General features: G+C 48.1%; 20 protein-coding genes. 2 read left to right on the top strand and 18 right to left on the bottom strand.

Annotation, left to right across the window (positions count from 1 at the left end):
* Positions 1–56: 56 nt before the first annotated feature.
* From NNX04_RS14500 to mnmG, 13 genes are all read right to left on the bottom strand, one after another.
* Positions 57–482, bottom strand: a complete 426-nt coding sequence (locus NNX04_RS14500; RefSeq protein WP_261946226.1) for a F0F1 ATP synthase subunit epsilon — start codon at positions 480–482, stop codon at positions 57–59.
* Between the two features lie 78 nt (positions 483–560).
* On the bottom strand, positions 561–1,940 hold the full coding sequence (atpD, locus tag NNX04_RS14495; RefSeq protein WP_007639060.1) for a F0F1 ATP synthase subunit beta: 1,380 nt from the start codon (positions 1,938–1,940) through the stop codon (positions 561–563).
* 104 nt (positions 1,941–2,044) lie between these two features.
* Positions 2,045–2,908: a F0F1 ATP synthase subunit gamma gene (gene atpG, locus NNX04_RS14490; protein WP_007639062.1), complete on the bottom strand. Its 864-nt coding sequence runs from the start codon at positions 2,906–2,908 to the stop codon at positions 2,045–2,047.
* Positions 2,909–2,982: 74 nt separating this feature from the next.
* Positions 2,983–4,527, bottom strand: a complete 1,545-nt coding sequence (gene atpA / locus NNX04_RS14485; RefSeq protein ID WP_007639064.1) for a F0F1 ATP synthase subunit alpha — start codon at positions 4,525–4,527, stop codon at positions 2,983–2,985.
* A gap of 23 nt (positions 4,528–4,550) precedes the next feature.
* On the bottom strand, positions 4,551–5,087 hold the full coding sequence (locus tag NNX04_RS14480) for a F0F1 ATP synthase subunit delta (RefSeq protein ID WP_007639068.1): 537 nt from the start codon (positions 5,085–5,087) through the stop codon (positions 4,551–4,553).
* 11 nt (positions 5,088–5,098) lie between these two features.
* Complete coding sequence (locus NNX04_RS14475; RefSeq protein ID WP_040391052.1) at positions 5,099–5,569, bottom strand: F0F1 ATP synthase subunit B; 471 nt, start codon at positions 5,567–5,569, stop codon at positions 5,099–5,101.
* Between the two features lie 48 nt (positions 5,570–5,617).
* Entirely contained in the window at positions 5,618–5,854 is a 237-nt protein-coding gene (gene atpE / locus NNX04_RS14470) for a F0F1 ATP synthase subunit C (protein ID WP_007639073.1), read from the bottom strand.
* 67 nt (positions 5,855–5,921) lie between these two features.
* Positions 5,922–6,830: a F0F1 ATP synthase subunit A gene (gene atpB, locus NNX04_RS14465; RefSeq protein WP_007639074.1), complete on the bottom strand. Its 909-nt coding sequence runs from the start codon at positions 6,828–6,830 to the stop codon at positions 5,922–5,924.
* Positions 6,831–6,869: 39 nt separating this feature from the next.
* A complete protein-coding gene (locus NNX04_RS14460; RefSeq protein WP_157152437.1) occupies positions 6,870–7,268 on the bottom strand; it encodes an ATP synthase subunit I in 399 nt (132 codons plus the stop codon).
* A gap of 295 nt (positions 7,269–7,563) precedes the next feature.
* Complete coding sequence (locus NNX04_RS14455; RefSeq protein ID WP_261946225.1) at positions 7,564–8,475, bottom strand: ParB/RepB/Spo0J family partition protein; 912 nt, start codon at positions 8,473–8,475, stop codon at positions 7,564–7,566.
* 26 nt (positions 8,476–8,501) lie between these two features.
* Positions 8,502–9,302, bottom strand: coding sequence for a ParA family protein (locus tag NNX04_RS14450; RefSeq protein ID WP_007639078.1), 801 nt, complete (start codon positions 9,300–9,302; stop codon positions 8,502–8,504).
* Between the two features lie 36 nt (positions 9,303–9,338).
* Positions 9,339–9,998: a 16S rRNA (guanine(527)-N(7))-methyltransferase RsmG gene (gene rsmG / locus NNX04_RS14445; protein ID WP_261946224.1), complete on the bottom strand. Its 660-nt coding sequence runs from the start codon at positions 9,996–9,998 to the stop codon at positions 9,339–9,341.
* Positions 9,999–10,068: 70 nt separating this feature from the next.
* Positions 10,069–11,979: a tRNA uridine-5-carboxymethylaminomethyl(34) synthesis enzyme MnmG gene (gene mnmG, locus NNX04_RS14440; protein WP_261946223.1), complete on the bottom strand. Its 1,911-nt coding sequence runs from the start codon at positions 11,977–11,979 to the stop codon at positions 10,069–10,071.
* 826 nt (positions 11,980–12,805) lie between these two features.
* On the opposite strand from mnmG, the gene NNX04_RS14435 reads away from it, so the two are divergent.
* Complete coding sequence (locus NNX04_RS14435) at positions 12,806–12,997, top strand: DUF6435 family protein (protein WP_261946222.1); 192 nt, start codon at positions 12,806–12,808, stop codon at positions 12,995–12,997.
* Between the two features lie 23 nt (positions 12,998–13,020).
* On the opposite strand, the gene mnmE is transcribed toward NNX04_RS14435, so the two are convergent.
* The 5 genes from mnmE to rpmH form a co-directional block, all read right to left on the bottom strand.
* Positions 13,021–14,382: a tRNA uridine-5-carboxymethylaminomethyl(34) synthesis GTPase MnmE gene (gene mnmE / locus NNX04_RS14430; RefSeq protein ID WP_261946221.1), complete on the bottom strand. Its 1,362-nt coding sequence runs from the start codon at positions 14,380–14,382 to the stop codon at positions 13,021–13,023.
* Positions 14,383–14,390: 8 nt separating this feature from the next.
* Positions 14,391–16,052: a membrane protein insertase YidC gene (yidC, locus tag NNX04_RS14425; RefSeq protein WP_261946220.1), complete on the bottom strand. Its 1,662-nt coding sequence runs from the start codon at positions 16,050–16,052 to the stop codon at positions 14,391–14,393.
* A gap of 1 nt (position 16,053) precedes the next feature.
* Entirely contained in the window at positions 16,054–16,305 is a 252-nt protein-coding gene (gene yidD / locus NNX04_RS14420; RefSeq protein ID WP_410004058.1) for a membrane protein insertion efficiency factor YidD, read from the bottom strand.
* A 28-nt stretch (positions 16,306–16,333) separates the two neighbouring features.
* Positions 16,334–16,828: a ribonuclease P protein component gene (gene rnpA, locus NNX04_RS14415; RefSeq protein ID WP_261946219.1), complete on the bottom strand. Its 495-nt coding sequence runs from the start codon at positions 16,826–16,828 to the stop codon at positions 16,334–16,336.
* Between the two features lie 106 nt (positions 16,829–16,934).
* On the bottom strand, positions 16,935–17,072 hold the full coding sequence (gene rpmH, locus NNX04_RS14410) for a 50S ribosomal protein L34 (protein WP_081489620.1): 138 nt from the start codon (positions 17,070–17,072) through the stop codon (positions 16,935–16,937).
* Between the two features lie 494 nt (positions 17,073–17,566).
* On the opposite strand from rpmH, the gene dnaA reads away from it, so the two are divergent.
* The gene (gene dnaA / locus NNX04_RS14405) at positions 17,567–19,150 is read left to right on the top strand and encodes a chromosomal replication initiator protein DnaA (RefSeq protein WP_007639100.1); all 1,584 of its coding nucleotides are present in this window, start codon (positions 17,567–17,569) and stop codon (positions 19,148–19,150) included.
* Positions 19,151–19,235: the final 85 nt, after the last annotated feature.

Genomic DNA, 19,235 nt, shown 5'->3' with positions numbered 1-19,235 from the left:
GATTCTAATAAAAAAGGCGACTCGAAAGTCGCCTTTTTGTAAAACTTATCAACTGCTTACTTGCCTGCTTTTCTTTTGATCGCTTGCAAGGTGCGCAATTGAGCAGCAGCTTCTGCCAATTGGGCGGCAGCACGTTGGAAATCAATCTCTCTGGATTGTTCCGACAGCTGATGTTGTGCCAATTGTTGTGCTTCCAGAGCGGCAGCTTCATCCATATCATCGGCGCGCAAAGCAGTGTCTGCCAGCACAGTTACATGATAGGGCTGAACCTCCAAATAGCCGCCGGATACAAAAAACACTTCTTCGGCGCCGCCTTGTTTAATAAGACGCACTGGGCCAGGATTGATACCGGTCAACAAGGGCGCGTGGCCATAGGCAATACCTATGTCACCCAGAGTACCGGTGGCAATTACCATCTCCACAATACCGGAGAAAATTTCACGCTCAGCACTGACGATATCGCATTGAATAGTCATGGCCATACTAGTGTCTCTTCACTTGAATAAACTGCACTTAAACAGAACAGCACACAAACCCCGCGCCGGGCGCGGGGTGAGGGATTACTTGAGTTTGCCTGCTTTTTCTACAGCTTCGTCAATAGAACCAACCATGTAGAAAGCTTGTTCTGGCAAATGGTCGTAATCACCTGCCAACAAACCTTTGAAACCACGAATGGTTTCTTTCAGTGGAACGTATTTGCCTGGTGAACCGGTAAATACTTCTGCTACGTGGAAAGGTTGTGACAGGAAGCGCTCGATTTTACGTGCACGGGATACGGTTTGTTTGTCTTCTTCTGACAATTCATCCATACCCAGAATCGCAATAATATCTTTCAGCTCTTTGTAACGTTGCAATACGGTTTGTACACCGCGCGCCACGTTGTAGTGATCCTGACCAATGATCATTGGGTCCAACTGACGTGAAGTGGAATCCAATGGGTCGATCGCCGGGTAAATACCTTTTGCAGCAATATCACGGCTCAGTACTACCGTTGAATCCAAGTGCGCAAAGGTGGTTGCTGGTGACGGGTCAGTCAAGTCATCCGCAGGTACGTATACTGCTTGTACAGAGGTGATCGAGCCAATTTTGGTAGAGGTAATACGCTCTTGCAGAACGCCCATCTCTTCCGCCAATGTTGGCTGGTAACCTACCGCTGACGGCATACGGCCGAGCAGTGCAGATACTTCGGTACCGGCCAGGGTGTAGCGGTAGATATTGTCGACGAACAACAGAACGTCTTTACCTTCATCGCGGAATTTTTCCGCCATGGTCAAACCAGTCAAAGCTACGCGCAAACGGTTGCCGGGCGGCTCGTTCATCTGGCCGTATACCATGGCTACTTTGTCGACTACGTTAGAGTCTTTCATCTCGTGGTAGAAGTCGTTCCCTTCACGGGTACGCTCACCTACACCGGCAAACACCGACAAACCGCTGTGTTCTTTTGCGATGTTGTTGATGAGTTCCATCATGTTTACGGTTTTACCTACACCGGCACCACCGAACAGACCAACCTTACCGCCTTTGGCGAAAGGGCACACCAAGTCGATTACTTTGATACCAGTTTCGAGCAACTCTTCAGAAGCAGCCAGTTCTTCGTACTTGGGCGCAGCGCGGTGAATTTGCATACGCTCTTGTTCGCCGATAGGGCCGCACTCGTCGATAGGATTACCCAGAACATCCATAATACGACCGAGGGTTTCTTTACCTACGGGTACTTTGATCGGTTCGTTGGTATTGGTAACAACCAAACCGCGACGCAAACCTTCGGAGGAACCAAGAGCAATAGTGCGCACGACGCCGTCGCCTAATTGCTGTTGCACTTCGAGGGTCAGGTTGCCATCGGTGATAACCAGTGCATCATAAACTTTAGGCACTGCATCGCGTGGGAATTCCACATCGATAACGGCGCCGATAATCTGAACGATACGTCCGCTACTCATTTCCGGTTCCTCTTTGTTCCAGAAATTCCAGATCCCTTTTAATAAAACTCAAGGGGCTGAAGGTTTAAATACAAAAAATCGTTAGCCTGTCTGGACGGGGCAGCTTACTGAACCGCTGCCGCACCACCCACAATTTCAGACAGTTCCTGGGTAATCGCTGCTTGACGCGCTTTGTTGTAAATCAGTTTCAAGCTATCAATCAATTCACCGGCGTTGTCGGTTGCGCTTTTCATTGCAATCATACGCGCGGCTTGTTCACAGGCGGCGTTCTCAACCACTGCTTGATACACTTGTGATTCGATAAAGCGAGTCAACAAACCCTTTAACAGGAACTCGGCATCTGGCTCGTAGATATAATCCCAGTGATGTTTCAACTTGGTATTTTCTTCGGCAACCAAAGGCAACAATTGGCGAACTTTAGGCGACTGGGTCATGGTATTCACAAAATCGTTACTCACCATATACAGCTTGTCGATCTTGCCTTGTTCAAAAGCATCGAGCATCACCTTCACACTACCGATCAGATCGGAAACCGTCGGGGCTTCGCCGATATCACGGGTGGAAGCAACAACATTGCCACCGAAACTTCTGAAAAATTGTGCCGCTTTGGCGCCGACAAGACACAGATCAATAGCGATTTTCTGATCGTTCCAGCCTTTCATATCACGGATGGCTGCTTTAAACAGGTTAGTGTTTAAGCCACCACAGAGACCACGATCACTGGACACCAGAATGTAACCCACGCGTTTGACTTCGCGCTCTTTCATAAACAGGTGTTTGTATTCGGGATTAGCGTTAGCCAAATGCCCGACTACTTCGCGAATACGGTTGGCGTAAGGCTTGCCCAACTGCATACGCTCTTGCGCACGACGCATTTTACTGGCGGCGACCATTTCCATCGCGCTGGTAATTTTCTGCGTGCTTTTGACGCTCGAAATTTGCGTCCGAATTTCTTTAGTGCTTGCCATACTCTCGAACTCAGGTTAACGGCCTAAGACGCTGAGCCATAAAACCGATAGGAATCGATTTTATGGCCGCCAAATTACCAGGTGCGGCTTGCTTTCAGCTTGGTGATCAGCTCTTTGAATTTGCCTTCGAGCTCGCCATTCCAATCACCGGTGGCATCAATCTGCGCCATGGTGTCAGCGTATTCCGAGCTGGCAAACGACAAGAGTGCCGCTTCAAAATCAAGCACCTTGCTCACGTCGATATCTTTGAGATGACCTTCGTTAGCCGCGTAAAGTACCAAAGCCATTTGACCAACACTCATCGGCGCAAATTGCTTTTGCTTCATCAATTCAGTTACACGTTGACCGTGTTCCAATTGTGATTTGGTCGCTTCGTCCAAATCAGAAGCAAATTGCGAGAAGGCAGCCAATTCGCGGTATTGTGCCAACGCGGTACGGATACCGCCGGACAGCTTTTTAACCACTTTAGTTTGTGCCGCACCACCCACGCGCGATACCGAAATACCGGCGTTCATCGCCGGGCGAATGCCCGAGTTGAACATGGACGATTCAAGGAAAATCTGTCCATCGGTAATAGAAATCACGTTGGTTGGAACGAATGCAGACACGTCACCCGCTTGAGTTTCGATGATCGGCAATGCAGTCAAGGAACCGGTTTTGCCTGTCACTTCACCCTTGGTGAATTTCTCAACATAAGCTTCGCTTACACGAGAGGCGCGCTCGAGCAGACGGGAGTGCAGATAGAACACGTCGCCAGGATAGGCTTCACGGCCCGGTGGACGACGTAACAACAGGGAGATTTGACGGTAAGCCCAAGCTTGCTTGGTCAAGTCATCATAAATGATCAGTGCGTCTTGACCGCGATCACGGAAGTATTCACCCATGGTACAGCCGGCAAATGCGGCCAGGAATTGCATGGACGCTGGGTCAGAAGCAGTCGCTGCAATCACAATGGTGTGATCCATCGCGCCGTTCTCTTCAAGCTTGCGTACTACGCTGGCTACCGAAGAGGCTTTTTGGCCAATCGCCACATAAATACACTTAATACCAGAACCTTTTTGGTTGATGATCGCATCAACCGCAATGGCGGTTTTACCGATTTGACGGTCACCGATGATCAGCTCGCGCTGGCCGCGGCCGATAGGCACCATGGCATCGATCGCTTTCAAACCGATTTGTACTGGTTGGTCAACTGACTTACGCCAAATTACGCCCGGTGCAATTTTTTCAACCGCATCAGTCATTTTGGTGTTCAGCGGACCTTTACCGTCGATGGGATTGCCCAGCGCGTCTACTACGCGACCCAGCAGTTCCGGACCAACAGGCACTTCCAGAATACGACCGGTACACTTACATTTCTGGCCTTCGGCCACACCGCGGTAATCGCCGAGGATTACTGCACCAACAGAGTCGCGCTCCAGGTTCAGTGCCATCCCGTAAATTCCGCCTTCAAATTCGATCATCTCACCGTACATAACATCGGCGAGACCATGAATGCGAATAATACCGTCAGTTACGGAAACGACAGTACCTTCGTTTTGAGCTTCTGTTGAAAACTCAAGACCAGCAATACGCTGCTTGATGATTTCACTGATTTCAGAAGGATTCAGTTGCTGCATGCTCTGTTCCTCAACCCCAAAGATTAGGATTTCATTGCTTCGGCGAGTTTAGCCAAGCGCCCACGGACTGAACCGTCAATCACCATGTCGCCGGTGTGGATAACAACACCACCCAGCAGGCTCTTATCTACCGAACCCTGAACACTGACTTTACGATCCAATTTGGCACTCAGTGCTTGAGCCAATTTGTTTATCAAGTCAACCGGCAACTCAAACGCTGCGGTTACCTCAACATCGATGGTTTTTTCTTGCTGGGCTTTCATTTTGGCAAACAGCTCTTTCACAAACGGCAAGAGTGCCAAACGTTTATTGCTCGCAAGAGTGTGGATGAAATTCTGTTGATTCTGATCCAGGTGATCACCACACACTTGTACAAAAACGGAAGCTTTTTGCGCCGCAGAAAGACCAGAAACAGCCAAGGCTTTTTTAACCTGATCCTGTTCTGCAACGGCGGCTGAAACTTCCAGAGCTTCAAACCATGACTGCAATTTATTGGCAGCGATGGCGTATTCAAATGCTGCTTTGGCGTAAGGCCTAGCCAAGGTGGTTAGTTCAGCCATGTCTACCTCTCTTAGAGCTCTGCAGCGAGTTTATTAACCAACTCGTTGTGAGCATTTTGATCGATAGAAGATTCAAGAATTTTTTCCGCACCGGCCAGAGCAAGAACAACCACTTTGCTGCGCAATTCTTCTTTCGCGCGTGCTGTTGCCTGTTCAATTTCCGCTTGGGCAGAGGCCTTGATACGCTCAGCTTCTACGCGCGCTTTCTCTTTTGCTTCTTCAACAACTTCGATAGCGCGCTTGTTAGCTTGATCGATAATGGCAGCAGCTTCTTTCTTGGCAGAAGTCAGTTGCTCAACCACTTTCTTTTTGGCCAGTTCGAGATCTTTTTCGGCTTTATCTGCAGCCTGGAGCCCATCAGCGATACGCTTGGTGCGCTCTGCCATTGCCGCAACAATGGGTGGCCACACAAAGCGTTGTGTCAGGTAAATGAAAATGGCAAACGCCACTATCTGACCGATGAAAGTTGCATTAAGGTTCACAGTTGAATGCCTTTGTTAAAGGGATTAAATGTTGTTGGCGAGCAGTACTTAAACAACAGCAAACAAAATGTACATGCCGATACCAACACCAATCATTGGAACCGCATCCACCAGACCCATCACTACGAAGAACTGGGTACGCAACATTGGCAGTAATTCTGGTTGACGTGCAGCGCCTTCCAAAAATTTGCCACCCAAGAGTGCTACACCGATTGCAGCGCCGATTGCGCCCAAACCGATTACCAGTGCACCTGCCAAATAAATCAAAGCTGTTGCTTCAGTCACAGTGTTTTCTCCTACTTAAGTTGATAAAAATAAAAACCAAAAACCAAAAAAACAATAAATATTAAAACTAGTGTTGCTCATCCGTTTGGAACGCCATGCTCATATATACAATGGTTAGTACCATAAAGATAAAGGCTTGCAAGGCGATGATCAGGATGTGAAACAATGCCCAGACGATCTGCAGTGACATACCAAATACACCCAGAACCAGATTTACGCCGATCATAATTGCAATCAGGATAAAAATTACTTCACCGGCGTAAAGGTTGCCGAACAAACGCAGACCAAGCGATATTGGTTTAGCAATCAGGTTAGATAATTCGAGCACCAGATTTACCGGAATCAGCAGGGTTTGCACAATAAAGTTACTGCTGCTGAAAGGGTGTAAAGTCAGCTCTTTAGCAAAACCTAAAATGCCTTTTTCTCGAATACTGAAGAACAGAATCAGGAGGAAGACGGTAGCGGCCATACCCAAAGTGATGTTGGGATCAGTTGATGGTACAACCTTGAAGAATACCGAATGAGGATCTGCGCCTAACACATGAACACCAAACAACTCTGCAGTTTTTGGCAGTAAGTCGATCGCGATCAAGTCCATGGCATTCATAAAGAATACCCACACCAGAATAGTTAACGCCAAGGGACCAACAACAGCGCTTTTATAAGGAAACATGCCTTTTACGCTGTTATCAACAAACTCAACAACCGCTTCTATACCGTTTTGGAAACCACTTGGTACATCGCTAGTCGCTTTTTTCGCCACACTGCGAAACAACAGGAAAAATACAATGCCAAGTACCAGAGACCAACCCATGGTATCGACATTAACTGCCCAGAAACCCATTTGTGCTGCTTCATCACCACTGTGGGCAAAACCCCAGGTACCGTCAGGCAATTTGCCATAGGTCAGATTGGTAAGGTGGTGCTTGATATATTCTGAGGACGTGATTGCTTCTGCGTGTTCGGCGGATGACATCGTTAAGTTCCAAATGACCAAAGTTGAAATCGGTTCACACTAACTGCGGCCAGCGGCGCTGCGAACTAGTGGATATAGCCAGGCAATTGCCTGAACCAACACATAAGCCAGAATCATAGTTGCGGCGTAAGGAGCGTGCTTTAGCAACGCAATCTGCTTGAACGCGAGCAAAAATAATAAGGCTGTGATAACAAACTTTCCCAACTCACCGACGTAAAAAGCCGCCAGGATTTTTTGGGTTGGCGCGCCCAATGGGGGACGAAACGCCACTAGTGCCAGCCATAAATTGGCTATCACACAAATAATTCCACCAGTGAACAAAGCGATCGCGATTGGATTATTGATCGCCAGACCAGCCAAGCCGATCATCACACTAACCACCAGCTGGATTGCTATTGTTCGAAGAGCAGCGTCACGCCCTTTGAGATAACGCGACATGGTTTTATAGCCCTCCGTTTTTTGCGGCGGCATTCTGTCACAAAGAATCGTTTATTACCATTAGTAACAAATCGATGCTTCGCGCGCCCAAACGTGGCGCATTATAGTGATTAAGCACCCCAGCAGCAACCTTCGTGCTAGCACCAAAGGTAAAAACTGACTAGTAAATTTGTTGTAAATTTACTGATCGATTTATCGATAACTGCAAGTAGTGTTTCAGATTGGAGTTCATAACTAGATATTGGGAAAGGGCACCTTGGCGACAGGTGCCGACACGACGGCTAAAAAACTGAATTTATTTAATATGCCCGAGAATTCCATCCAATTCGTCAAGCGAGTTATAGCTAATCACCAGCTTACCTTTGCCTTTGGCGCCATGTTGGATCTCTACTCCCGCGCCCAAAGTGTCTGAAAGCTGATCTTGCAATCGGCGAATATCGGCCGATACCACTACCTCCGGTTTTACTTTGTCAGGGTTTTTCCCCTCCTGATGCAAACGTACCAACGCTTCCGTCTGCCGTACCGATAAACCTTTAGCCACAATTTGGCGTGCAATAGCTCGTTGGGTTTCATCATCAAGTGTCAGCAGTGCACGCGCATGGCCCATTTCCAGGTCGCCATGTTCAAGCAGGGTTTTGACCTCTTCACTCAACGCAATCAGACGTAACAAGTTGGTGATAGTGGTGCGCGATTTACCCACCGCTTGCGCAACTTCCGCGTGGGTCAATTCAAACTCATCTTGCAAACGTTTCAGCGCAACCGCTTCTTCGATCGGATTGAGATTTTCGCGCTGGATGTTTTCGATCAACGCCATTGCAATCGCGGCTTCATCGGGCACATCGCGAATTACCGCAGGGATTTTATCCAAACCGGCGATCTGGGTCGCACGCCAGCGACGCTCACCGGCGATAATTTCGTAGCGACCTTCACCAATCGGACGCACCACAATCGGCTGCATCACACCCTGGGCTTTAATTGATTCCGCCAGCTCTTCCAGAGCTTCGGTGTGCATATCGCGGCGCGGTTGATATTTACCGCGCTGAATTAATTCAACCGGTAAATGGGCAAGTTTGCCGTCGCGGTAATCGAGTTTGCTATCCACATTGGCAGGATCAAGTGGCATTTCCGGCGCAGGTGAGGTAACACCCAAACCTGCACTCAAAAGTGCATCCAAACCTTTTCCTAATCCTTTGCGTTTAGTCGACATCTGCTTTCGCCTTGTTAAAAATTTTATTAAATAGTTTCTGCGGCAGCAGCCGTTTTTTCGCTACTTTCATTGCGCCGCAAAATTTCACCCGCCAATGCCAAATACGCAATTGCGCCTTTGGACTGACGATCAAACGCCAATACTGGCATACCAAAACTGGGCGCCTCCGCCAAACGCACATTGCGTGGAATGCAAGTGCGATACAAACGATCGCCAAAATGCTGCTGCAACTGCGCCGATACATCGTTGGTCAAACTATTGCGCGGATCATACATGGTGCGCAGTAAACCTTCGATTTTTAAATTCGGGTTGAGCAGTTTTTGAATTTGATTGATGGTGCCCACCAGCGCGGACAAACCTTCCAGCGCATAGTATTCACATTGCATGGCAATAATGACGCCGTCGCAGGCGGTCAAGGCGTTGAGGGTAAGCATATTGAGCGAAGGCGGGCAGTCGATCAGTATGTAATCAAATTGTTCACGCACCTGGTTCAATGCATTTTGCAAACGGCGCTCTTTGTTGTCGAGCGCTAACATTTCTACTTCGGCCGCCGTTAAATCACCGTTGGCAGGTAACACCTGATACTTACCGCTCTCGGATAAAACCAAACAGTTATTAATCGACTCGCGCTCGGTCAGTACATCGTAAATGGATAATTCCACTTCGTTTTTATTGACACCACTGCCCATAGTGGCATTGCCCTGTGGGTCGAGATCCACCAGCAAGACACGCTTTTTGGTTGCTACCAGTGATGCAGCTAAATTCACACAGGTGGTCGTTTTACCAACTCCACCTTTTTGATTGGCAATGGCGTATATCTTGGTCAAGTGAAAATCCTATAACCACAGCGTGGTTGGCAATTTTTATTGTTGCGGTTGCAATACTAACAGATGGCGTTCGCCATCTGTTTCAGCAACCAACAGTTTGACACTTTCGATTAATGCAATTTTATCGGCGATGGGCGCCAACTCATCTTGTGGAAACAGGCCTTTCATCGCCAAAAAAAATCCCTTATCGACTAGCAAGTGTGTGCAACCATCGGTCATATCTTGCAAACTGGCAAAGGCGCGACTAATCACCACATCGAATTTTTGCTCGGGTTTAAATTCTTCCACGCGGCGATTTTCCACACTGACATTGCTTAAACCAAGCAAGGTTTTTACATGGAATAAAAAGCGGGTTTTTTTACCATTGCTATCGAGCAGGGTAAATTGTTGTTCCGGAAACATAATCGCCAATGGAATTCCCGGCAGGCCGCCACCGGTGCCAACATCAATTACCCGCGCAGCGGAAAATTTTTTATTGGCGGTAAACCAAGGCACCACACTTAAACTATCCAACAAATGACGCGCCACCATTTGACGAATATCGCGCACCGCTGAAAGATTATAGGCTTTGTTCCACTTTTCAAATTCGCGTACGTAGGCCAATAATTTTTCAATTTGTGTTTCGTTGAGCGCCACCGACATTTCAATAGCGCCGCGCAACAATTGCGCGCGTAATTCAGCGTTTAAATCAGTCACTCGTCACTCTTTAAAAAATTTGTTTTGTAGGATTGATGGAGCGCAAGCAATACCCATCAATTTTTAAAAATTAAGACGCCTGTTGTTCAGGTGCATCTTCCTGCAGGCGTTTTAACACACCGCGTTTTTTCAAATAAATCAGCACCAGCGAAATCGCTGCCGGGGTAATACCGGAAATGCGCGCCGCTCGCGCCAGGGTTTGCGGCCGCGCAGCGGTCAATTTTTGTTTGACCTCATTGGACAAACCATCTACCACTGAATAATCAAAGTCATCGGGGATAATGGTATTTTCATAGGCGCGCAAACGATCCACATCTTCTTGCTGACGTTCGATATAGCCGGAATATTTTGCCTCAATCTCAACTTGTTCGGCCGCCGCTTCATTGGCGATAGCTTCACCTTTGAGTGAGGCGATATCGGTGTAGCTCAATTCCGGGCGGCGCAACAAATCCATCAAACTGTATTCGCGCGTGAGTTTGGTCTGGATTTTTTGTTCCACTTGTTCTGCTTCTGCAGAACCGGCTTGAATCCAGGTAGAACGCAAACGTTCTTGCTCAAGTGCGATTTGTTCACGTTTATCGCAGAAAATTTTCCACTGTGCATCGCCGATCAAACCAAATTCGCGTGCTTTTTCGGTGAGGCGCAAATCGGCATTGTCTTCACGTAGCAATAACCGATATTCGGCGCGGCTGGTAAACATACGGTATGGTTCTTTGGTACCGAGGGTAATCAAGTCGTCAACCAATACACCAACATAAGCTTGATCGCGAGTTGGACACCAGGCTGCTTTTTCTTGCGCGCGCAGCGCCGCGTTTATTCCCGCAAGCAAACCTTGCGCACCCGCTTCTTCGTAACCGGTGGTGCCATTGATTTGGCCGGCAAAAAATAATCCGCCAATCACTTTGGTTTCCAAACTGTGTTGCAAATCCTGCGGATTAAAATAATCGTATTCAATCGCGTAACCCGGTCGCAGGATATGTGCGTTCTCAAAACCTTTCATCGAGCGCACGATTTCGAGCTGCACATCAAACGGCAAGCTGGTGGAAATTCCGTTCGGGTAAAGCTCGTGGGTAGTCAAACCTTCCGGCTCGATAAATACCTGGTGCGAATCCTTATCCGCGAAGCGGTGGATTTTATCTTCAATCGACGGGCAGTAGCGCGGGCCGATTCCTTCAATCACGCCCGAGTACATGGGCGAGCGATCGAGGTTGCGACGAATCACATCGTGGGTTTTTTCATTAGTGTGAGTGATGTAGCAACAAATTTGTTGCGGTTGCATGGCGCGATTGCCCATCACCGACATCACCGGACGCGGCTCATCGCCGTATTGTTTTTCCAGTACAGCCAAATTGACCGTGCGTGCATCGACGCGCGGGGGTGTACCGGTTTTTAGACGGTCAACGCGCAGCGGTAATTCACGCAGGCGTTTTGAGAGTGCAATCGACGGCGGATCACCCGCGCGACCACCGGAATAATTTTGCATGCCGATGTGGATCAAACCACCAAGGAAAGTACCGGCAGTCAAGACGACTTGATTGGCCATAAATTTCAGGCCCATCTGCGTAACCACACCGCGTACTTGATCGTTTTCCACAATCAGATCGTCAGCGGCTTGTTGGAAAATCCATAGGTTTTCCTGGTTTTCCAGGGTTGCGCGGATCGCGGCTTTGTAGAGGATGCGGTCGGCCTGGGCGCGGGTCGCGCGCACAGCGGGGCCTTTGCGCGCATTAAGTACGCGGAATTGGATGCCGCCTTTGTCGGTAGCGAGTGCCATAGCACCGCCCATGGCATCGATTTCTTTTACCAGATGGCTTTTGCCAATCCCGCCAATCGCCGGGTTACAAGACATTTGGCCGAGGGTTTCGATGTTGTGCGAGAGCAATAAGGTTTTACAGCCCATGCGCGCTGCCGCCAGACAGGCTTCAGTACCGGCATGGCCGCCGCCGATCACAATTACATCAAAACGATCCGGGAAAATCATCGCTTACTACCTTGCAGCCGGGCTGCGTACTAATACCTTGGACAGGCGAGGGACAAAAGGGGCGACATTATAGGGCTTGTCAGCGGTTTGCACAAAACTTGTACAGGGATTAATCAATGCTTTTTTAGCCCCACGTTAGTTGAAGAGAAAATTTGGAGTTTCCTCTAAGACAGGGATGTGGAAGACAAGCCCCCATGGATGCTTCGCCTGTAGGAAAAAGTCCGGCGTGTCTCAGAGAAAACTCTGAACTTCATCCGAGCAGATACTTATTCAAAAAAACAGCTCGCGTTACAACAAAGGAAAATATTTTATGAAATGAATATATGTATTGTTATTTAGGTATTTAAAAGATGTAGTTATATATGTAGCGCGATATTTCTGTGGATAAGGCAAAATAGTTATTGTTTTTCAATAGGTTAATTGAATGATAAGGGACTGGAAAAACATCGCGCAAGCTGGTTCTAAGCTGCTCGAAAGCTGGATATAAAAGCCTTGGTTATACACTCATCCGGAAAATTACCACTTATCCCCAAAAACCTGCCCAGCTTTTGTCGCCATGACTCACAGGTTTGTACACACAGGCTTGTTTTAGTAATCGAAATAGTATTAAAAACAAACATTTAGATGATAAAACTCGATTCAACTGTGGATAAGCTGTGTAAGCGTGTGGAAAAACATGATGATAAGCTTGAATAAAGGTGTCTTTTACTGGAAGGTTTGCGGTTTTTAGTCAGTTTTTATTATTGTTGCACCAGTGATCCCGGTATCGGCTTTTAAGGTACAAGTCAGGACACTATCCCAAACCTATCACCGATGCGGAGCAGCCATGTTTGGTTTTTTGAAGCCCAATCCACTCAAGACCCTTAGGAAGCAATATCTGGCTCTATTGGAGGCAGCTATGCAAGCCCAGCGCAATGGCGATATACGTCGCTACTCTGAATTAACAGAAGAGGCGGAAGCTGTAGCAGTAAAAATAGAATTGCTGGAGAAGGAGGCGCTTAATTCAAGCGCCTCTTGAGAAGGGGAATAGAGGGTGATGAGTTATTTGCCGATACAAAAACTGCTAAAAATGCGCCCCAAGAGGTCATCAGGGGTAAATTCACCAGTGATTTCTCCCAGTGCATTTTGTGCCTGACGCAGATCTTCCGCGAGCAGTTCACCGGCAGCGTAGCCTTGTAATTGGGCTTTGCCCGAGGCGAGGAAATTCTCAGCGCGCGCCAAAGCATCTAAATGGCGGCGGCGGGCGGTAAAACCACTTTCGCCGCTGTCGCTAAAACCCATAATATTTTTCAAATGGTGTTTCAGTGAATCTACACCTGCGCCCGTGGCAGCGCTAATACCTATATAAGTAGCAGCATCAGTTTCAAATAAGCCTGCGGCTTCACCACTCAAATCAATTTTGTTGCGCACCAGGGTGATTTTGCTCGGATCTGGCAGTTGATCGACAAATTCCGGCCAGATCTGATGGGGATTAGTCAGCGTGGTTTGGCGGCTATCGATCAATAACAGGACTCGATCGGCCTGTTGGATTTCCTGCCAAGCGCGCTGGATGCCTATTTGTTCGACCTCATCCGGACTTTCGCGCAAGCCTGCAGTGTCGATGATATGCAGTGGCATGCCATCGATATGGATATGCTCGCGCAGCACATCGCGGGTGGTGCCTTCAATACTGGTGACAATTGCGGATTCACGTCCGCTAAGCGCATTGAGCAGGCTGGATTTACCCGCGTTGGGGCGACCGGCGATAACCACACGCATACCATCGCGCACTAACGCACCTTGTTTTGCCTCTTTAAATACACTGGCTAATTTGCCGATGATGCCATCCAGATCCCGTGCCACCTTGCCATCGCTTAAAAAGTCGATTTCTTCTTCGGGGAAGTCGATTGAAGCCTCCACGTAAATCCGCAAGTGAATCAGTGCTTCCACCAACTCGTTGATGCGTTTGGAGAAGGCGCCTTGCAGTGAGTGCAGGGCGTTGCGCGCCGCCTGTTCAGTAGTGGCGTCGATTAAATCGGCAATAGCTTCGGCTTGTGCGAGGTCGAGTTTGTCATTTAAAAAGGCGCGTTCGGAAAACTCTCCGGGGCGGGCGAGGCGGATACCCAACTGGGTGATTTCGCGCAGCAGTAAATCCAGAATTACCGGGCCGCCGTGACCCTGAAGTTCAAGTACATCTTCACCGGTAAAGGAGTTGGGGCCGGGGAAAAATAACGCTATGCCCTGATCGAGTACCTCACCTTGGTGGCTGGTGAAATCGCAATAATGGGCGTGGCGCGGCTGGAGCGAAACAGTGAGAAGTTGTTCAGCGACTTGTTTGGCTTTTGGGCCGGAGACGCGGACTATGCCGACACCACCACGGCCAGTGGCGGTAGCTATGGCGGCGATGGTGTTGGAAATTATCATAGTGCGGCTTACTTGTGAGAAGGTTCTGCGTCGATTTGTTTGGTGATGATGTACTGCTGCAAAATCGACAGGCTATTGTTAGTTACCCAGTAAAGTACGAGACCGGCCGGGAACCAGAGGAACATAAAAGTGAATACCAACGGCAGCATTTGCATAATGCGCGCCTGCATAGGGTCAGTCGGTTGCGGATTGAGCTTCTGCATAAAATACATGGTGATACCGTAAATAATCGGCAACACAAAGTAAGGGTCTTTAACCGACAGATCGAGAATCCAGCCGAAGAAAGGCGAGTGACGCAACTCAACCGATTCCATCAATACGTAGTAAAGCGCAAGGAATACCGGCATTTGAATCAGCAGCGGCAGACAGCCACCAAAAGGATTTACTTTTTCGGTTTTGTACATTTTCATCATTTCTTGCGAGAACTTCTGGCGGTCATCGCCATAACGCTCTTTCATTTCAGCCATTTTCGGCGCTAACTTACGCATTTTCGCCATAGATTTATAGCTGGTTGCAGAAAGTTTGAAGAACAGCAGTTTGACACAGAGAGTCAGGCCGATAATTGCCAAGCCCCAGTTACCTACCAGGTTGTGGATAAACTTCAATACCCAAAACAGCGGTTTTGCTACCCACCACAGCCAGCCGTAGTCTACGGTCAGGTCGAGGTAAGGGGAGATTTGCTCCAAACGTTCAGTATCTTTGGGGCCGGCATAGAAGTTGGCACTGATAACACCTTGGCTACCTGGTGCGACTTCGTTAACTTTGCCGGTGAAACCCATTAAATAAAGATCGGTATTACCCAATTTACGCAAATGGTAGCTATTGGTACTGGTGGCATCCGGAATCCACGCGCTGACAAAATAATGTTGCACCATAGCGACCCAACCACCTGGAACACTGACCTTCTCTTCTTTTTCGGTCATATCATCAAAGGTGACTTTTTTGTATTTCTCATCGGCAGTGGTGATAGCCGCGCCCAGGTAGGGGTTCATTTCCAGTGCGCTGACTTTGACAAAGTTTTGACTGTCGCGCTTGATTTGACCGTAGAGCTGGGCTGACCAGGTATTGGTGCTTTGGTTATCGATCAGATAATCCACTTTGATCAAATAATCACCGCGGGTAAAGGTAAAGCGCTTGGTGATTTTTACCTCGCCTTGTTGTAACACCAAATCAACTTGTAGTTGATCTTGCCCTTCTGCCAGTTGGTATTCTTGCTGTTCAGAGCTAAACAGTGGGCGACCTTGGGCAGTATCGGTACCGTTCAGGCCGATCAAACCGCTTTGTGCCAGATAGGTATGGTTGTCACGATTGTCGAGCAGGACAAAAGGTTGGTCCGGTGTATCCAGTTTCAAAAAATGGCGTGGCAGGGCCAGTTGTGTGATATCGCCACCCAAGGGGTTAATCACCAGATCAAAGCTGTCGGTTTTTACGCTGATGAGTTTCGCTGTCGCCAACTCAACTTTTTCAGCCTCACTCACATCACCTGCAGCGACAGGGATTTCGCTGGTCGCTGAAGGTACGGCACCTGTTGGTGTCGCCGCAGGAGAAGAATTTTGTGATGCAACGGCTACCGGTGCAGGAAGCTGTTCCTGGAATTCGTTCCAGCGGATAACCAACATCAATAAAGTAGCGAGAATTGCCGCTATTAATAGGTTTTTTTGCCAATCCATCTTAATGACTGCCATCAGTAGTGTGTGAATGGGTAGAAGAACAACAGGTTTTGTTAACCTCGGGCACCGGATCCAGGCCGCCTGCATGCCAAGGGTGGCATTTTAGTAGGCGACGCAGGGTTAGATAAGTCCCTGTTAAAAATCCGTGCTTGATTATTGCCTCTTCCGAGTAATGGGAGCAGCTCGGGTAAAACCGGCATTGATTACCGATCCAGGGGCTAAGCAAGTAGCGATAGCCGTGGAGTAACTTCACGGCTATGTATACCAGACCCTGATTTAGCTTAGTGATCAACCGTTTTAACATCTGCGTTTACCTGCTGTGGCTCCACCTTTGTTGCCGGTGAAGTTTGCGTTTGCGATGTTAACCGATGATGGCGCATTTTTTTGAAAATTCGCTGCCATTGTTGATTAAGTTGTTGGGTAAATTCGCTATTCGACAATTTATCCAAGCCATTGCGCGACAGGACTATCATATCCACACCAACAAACGCCTGTTGTTGCAGGCGAAAGTTTTCACGTACCAAGCGCTTGATGCGATTGCGTTCCACTGCATGGCGAATATGTTTTTTCGCCATCACCAAGCCGAGTCGGCCGTTGGGTAGCTGGTTGAAACGAGCAAGAATCAGAAAATTCTGGTGGGAGGCACGCAGCGGGGCATTATCAAAAACGGGTTTAAAATCAGCGGCGCAAAGTAAACGAAGGGATTTACCAAAACAGAAGTTGTCTCGGGAGTGATTCGAGCTAGCAGGCTGTTGAAATTCTATTTCGGCTGGCATATATGCGCTAAAAATAGTCTAGGAATGACCGTCATCGACTACCTTTATCCCACATCTGCCAATAACGAATTTCAACAAACTGCTAGTGAACCAAAAAGCGGCGTAATTAAACGCGAGTCAGCTCAGCACGGCCTTTGGCGCGACGACGAGCTAAAACAGCACGACCACTTTTAGTAGCCATACGAGCACGGAAACCGTGATTGCGAACACGCTTCAGATTGCTGGGTTGGAAAGTTCTTTTCATGATAAACCTGTTAAAAATCCTGAGTTAATTCACACGGTGTGCGAAAAGAGGCGGGATTTTAATGAAAGCCAATCGCTAAAGCAAATAATTTTGTGCAAATAATCTACAAAAGCCACCAATTCTTCTTATATACACCTTGTACCTCGTTGTCCTCATTTTATTCATGGTTTGTGCACAGGTTTATCCACAGTTTTTGTGGTTTTAAAGGATTTTAAATGATTTCCCCTCGCTTTCTTTTTGTTGTGTAACTGGTTGAATTTTAATGGCTAAGTTTCAATCTATTGAATTTATTTTGGCTTTTACTGTGGATAACTTCAGGGGGCGAGAGTAGACTTGCTACCCCTTGTATAAATTGTTCGCCAGCCGTTTCATTTATCACTTGGGTTTGTCATTGTTCGGCGGGTTTCCCCTGTGGAAGCTACTGGCCGTCTTGTTGCCGTTTACCTCTCTTTTAATAATCAACTAACGCTTGTCGCGTTTCGGGAGTTTTTGTTTTGCTGCAGTCGATTTGGAAACTATGTGCCGCCAGCTTGCAGGATGAGTTGCCATCGCAGCAATTCAATACCTGGATTCGGCCACTGCAGATTGATGAATCAGCAGCACCTTCCGAGTTGCGCTTGTTAGCGCCCAATCGTTTTATTTGCGATTGGGTTGCAGATAAATTTCTTAACCGTATTCGCGAGCTGGCCGGGCACTACCATCAGGATGCCAATCTACAAGTCGCGGTTGGTGTTGCTCCCCGTCCTGCCGCTGGATTTCAGGCACCACCCGTGGCGAGCAATCGTTTTGAGCGCCAGACTCCAGCCGCCGCGTCTGCGGCATTTGTCACCCAAGGGTCATCGGTGACTGATAATTTATCTTTTGTTCCGGCTAATGATGAACCTCGAGCAGTTTCTACCTATTCATCTTCGCCAAAATCTGCAAACTTTGTTGCTAAAAGTAGTGATTATGAAGTTAACGCGGCGGTTGTTGTCGAAGAGCCGCAAGTTGATATTCCCAGCCGCGATACCCTTGGCCGCGCTGCAGCCGATATAGAAGTAGAGGGTGGGCTTAAACACAGTAATTATTTAAATGCCGGTTCAACTTTTGCGACCTTTGTGGAAGGCAAGTCCAACCAGTTGGGTCTGGCCGCCGCACGACAAGTGGCAGAAAACCCAGGCGGCGCTTACAACCCTTTGTTTATTTATGGTGGTGTGGGCTTGGGGAAAACTCACTTGATGCAAGCCGTGGGCAATGCCATGGTTGCCAAGAACCCCAACGCTAAAGTGGTTTACCTGCATTCCGAACGTTTTGTGGCTGATATGGTTAAAGCGCTGCAACTGAATGCGATCAATGATTTCAAACGCTACTATCGTTCCATGGATGCGCTGTTAATTGATGACATCCAATTTTTCGCTGGTAAAGAGCGTTCACAAGAAGAATTCTTTCACACCTTTAATTCATTGCTCGAAGGTGGTCGTCAGATTATCCTCACCTGTGACCGCTTCCCCAAAGAAATTAATGGTCTTGAGGAGCGGCTCAAGTCGCGCTTCGGTTGGGGTTTAACCGTGGCAGTAGAGCCACCCGAACTGGAAACCCGGGTTGCCATTTTGATGAAAAAGGCGGAGCAGGTGAATATAGACCTGCCCCATGAAGCGGCGTTCTTTATCGCTCAACGTATCCGCGCCAATGTCCGTGATTTAGAAGGTGCACTCAAGCGGGTGATTGCCAGCGCCAATTTTACCGGTCGGGCAATTGATGTTGAGCTGGTGCGTGAAGCCCTTAAAGATCTGTTAGCCCTGCAGGATAAACAAGTCGGTATCGACAATATCCAGCGGGTTGTATGTGAATACTACAAAATCAAAATGAACGATATGATTTCCAAGCGTCGCAGTCGTTCAGTGGCGCGTCCGCGTCAGGTGGCTATGGCCTTGGCGAAAGAGTTGACCAACCACAGTTTGCCGGAAATAGGCGAAGCCTTTGGTGGTCGCGACCACACAACTGTTTTGCACGCTTGTCGAAAAATTAAAGAATTGCAGGAAGAGACAGCAGATATCCGCGAGGATATGAAAAACTTGTTACGCTCTCTAACTACTTGATTTTATAGTTAAAAGATAATTACGTTCTTTGTTGCACACTGAGATAAAACCTAAATAAGTCCCGGAAGATTACCAAAGAGACCAT

Origin of the sequence: Cellvibrio sp. QJXJ (genome assembly GCF_024452345.1) — a bacterium.
In the GTDB taxonomy this organism is placed as follows: Bacteria; Pseudomonadota; Gammaproteobacteria; order Pseudomonadales; family Cellvibrionaceae; genus Cellvibrio.
This window is presented reverse-complemented; position numbering and strand designations above follow the sequence as displayed.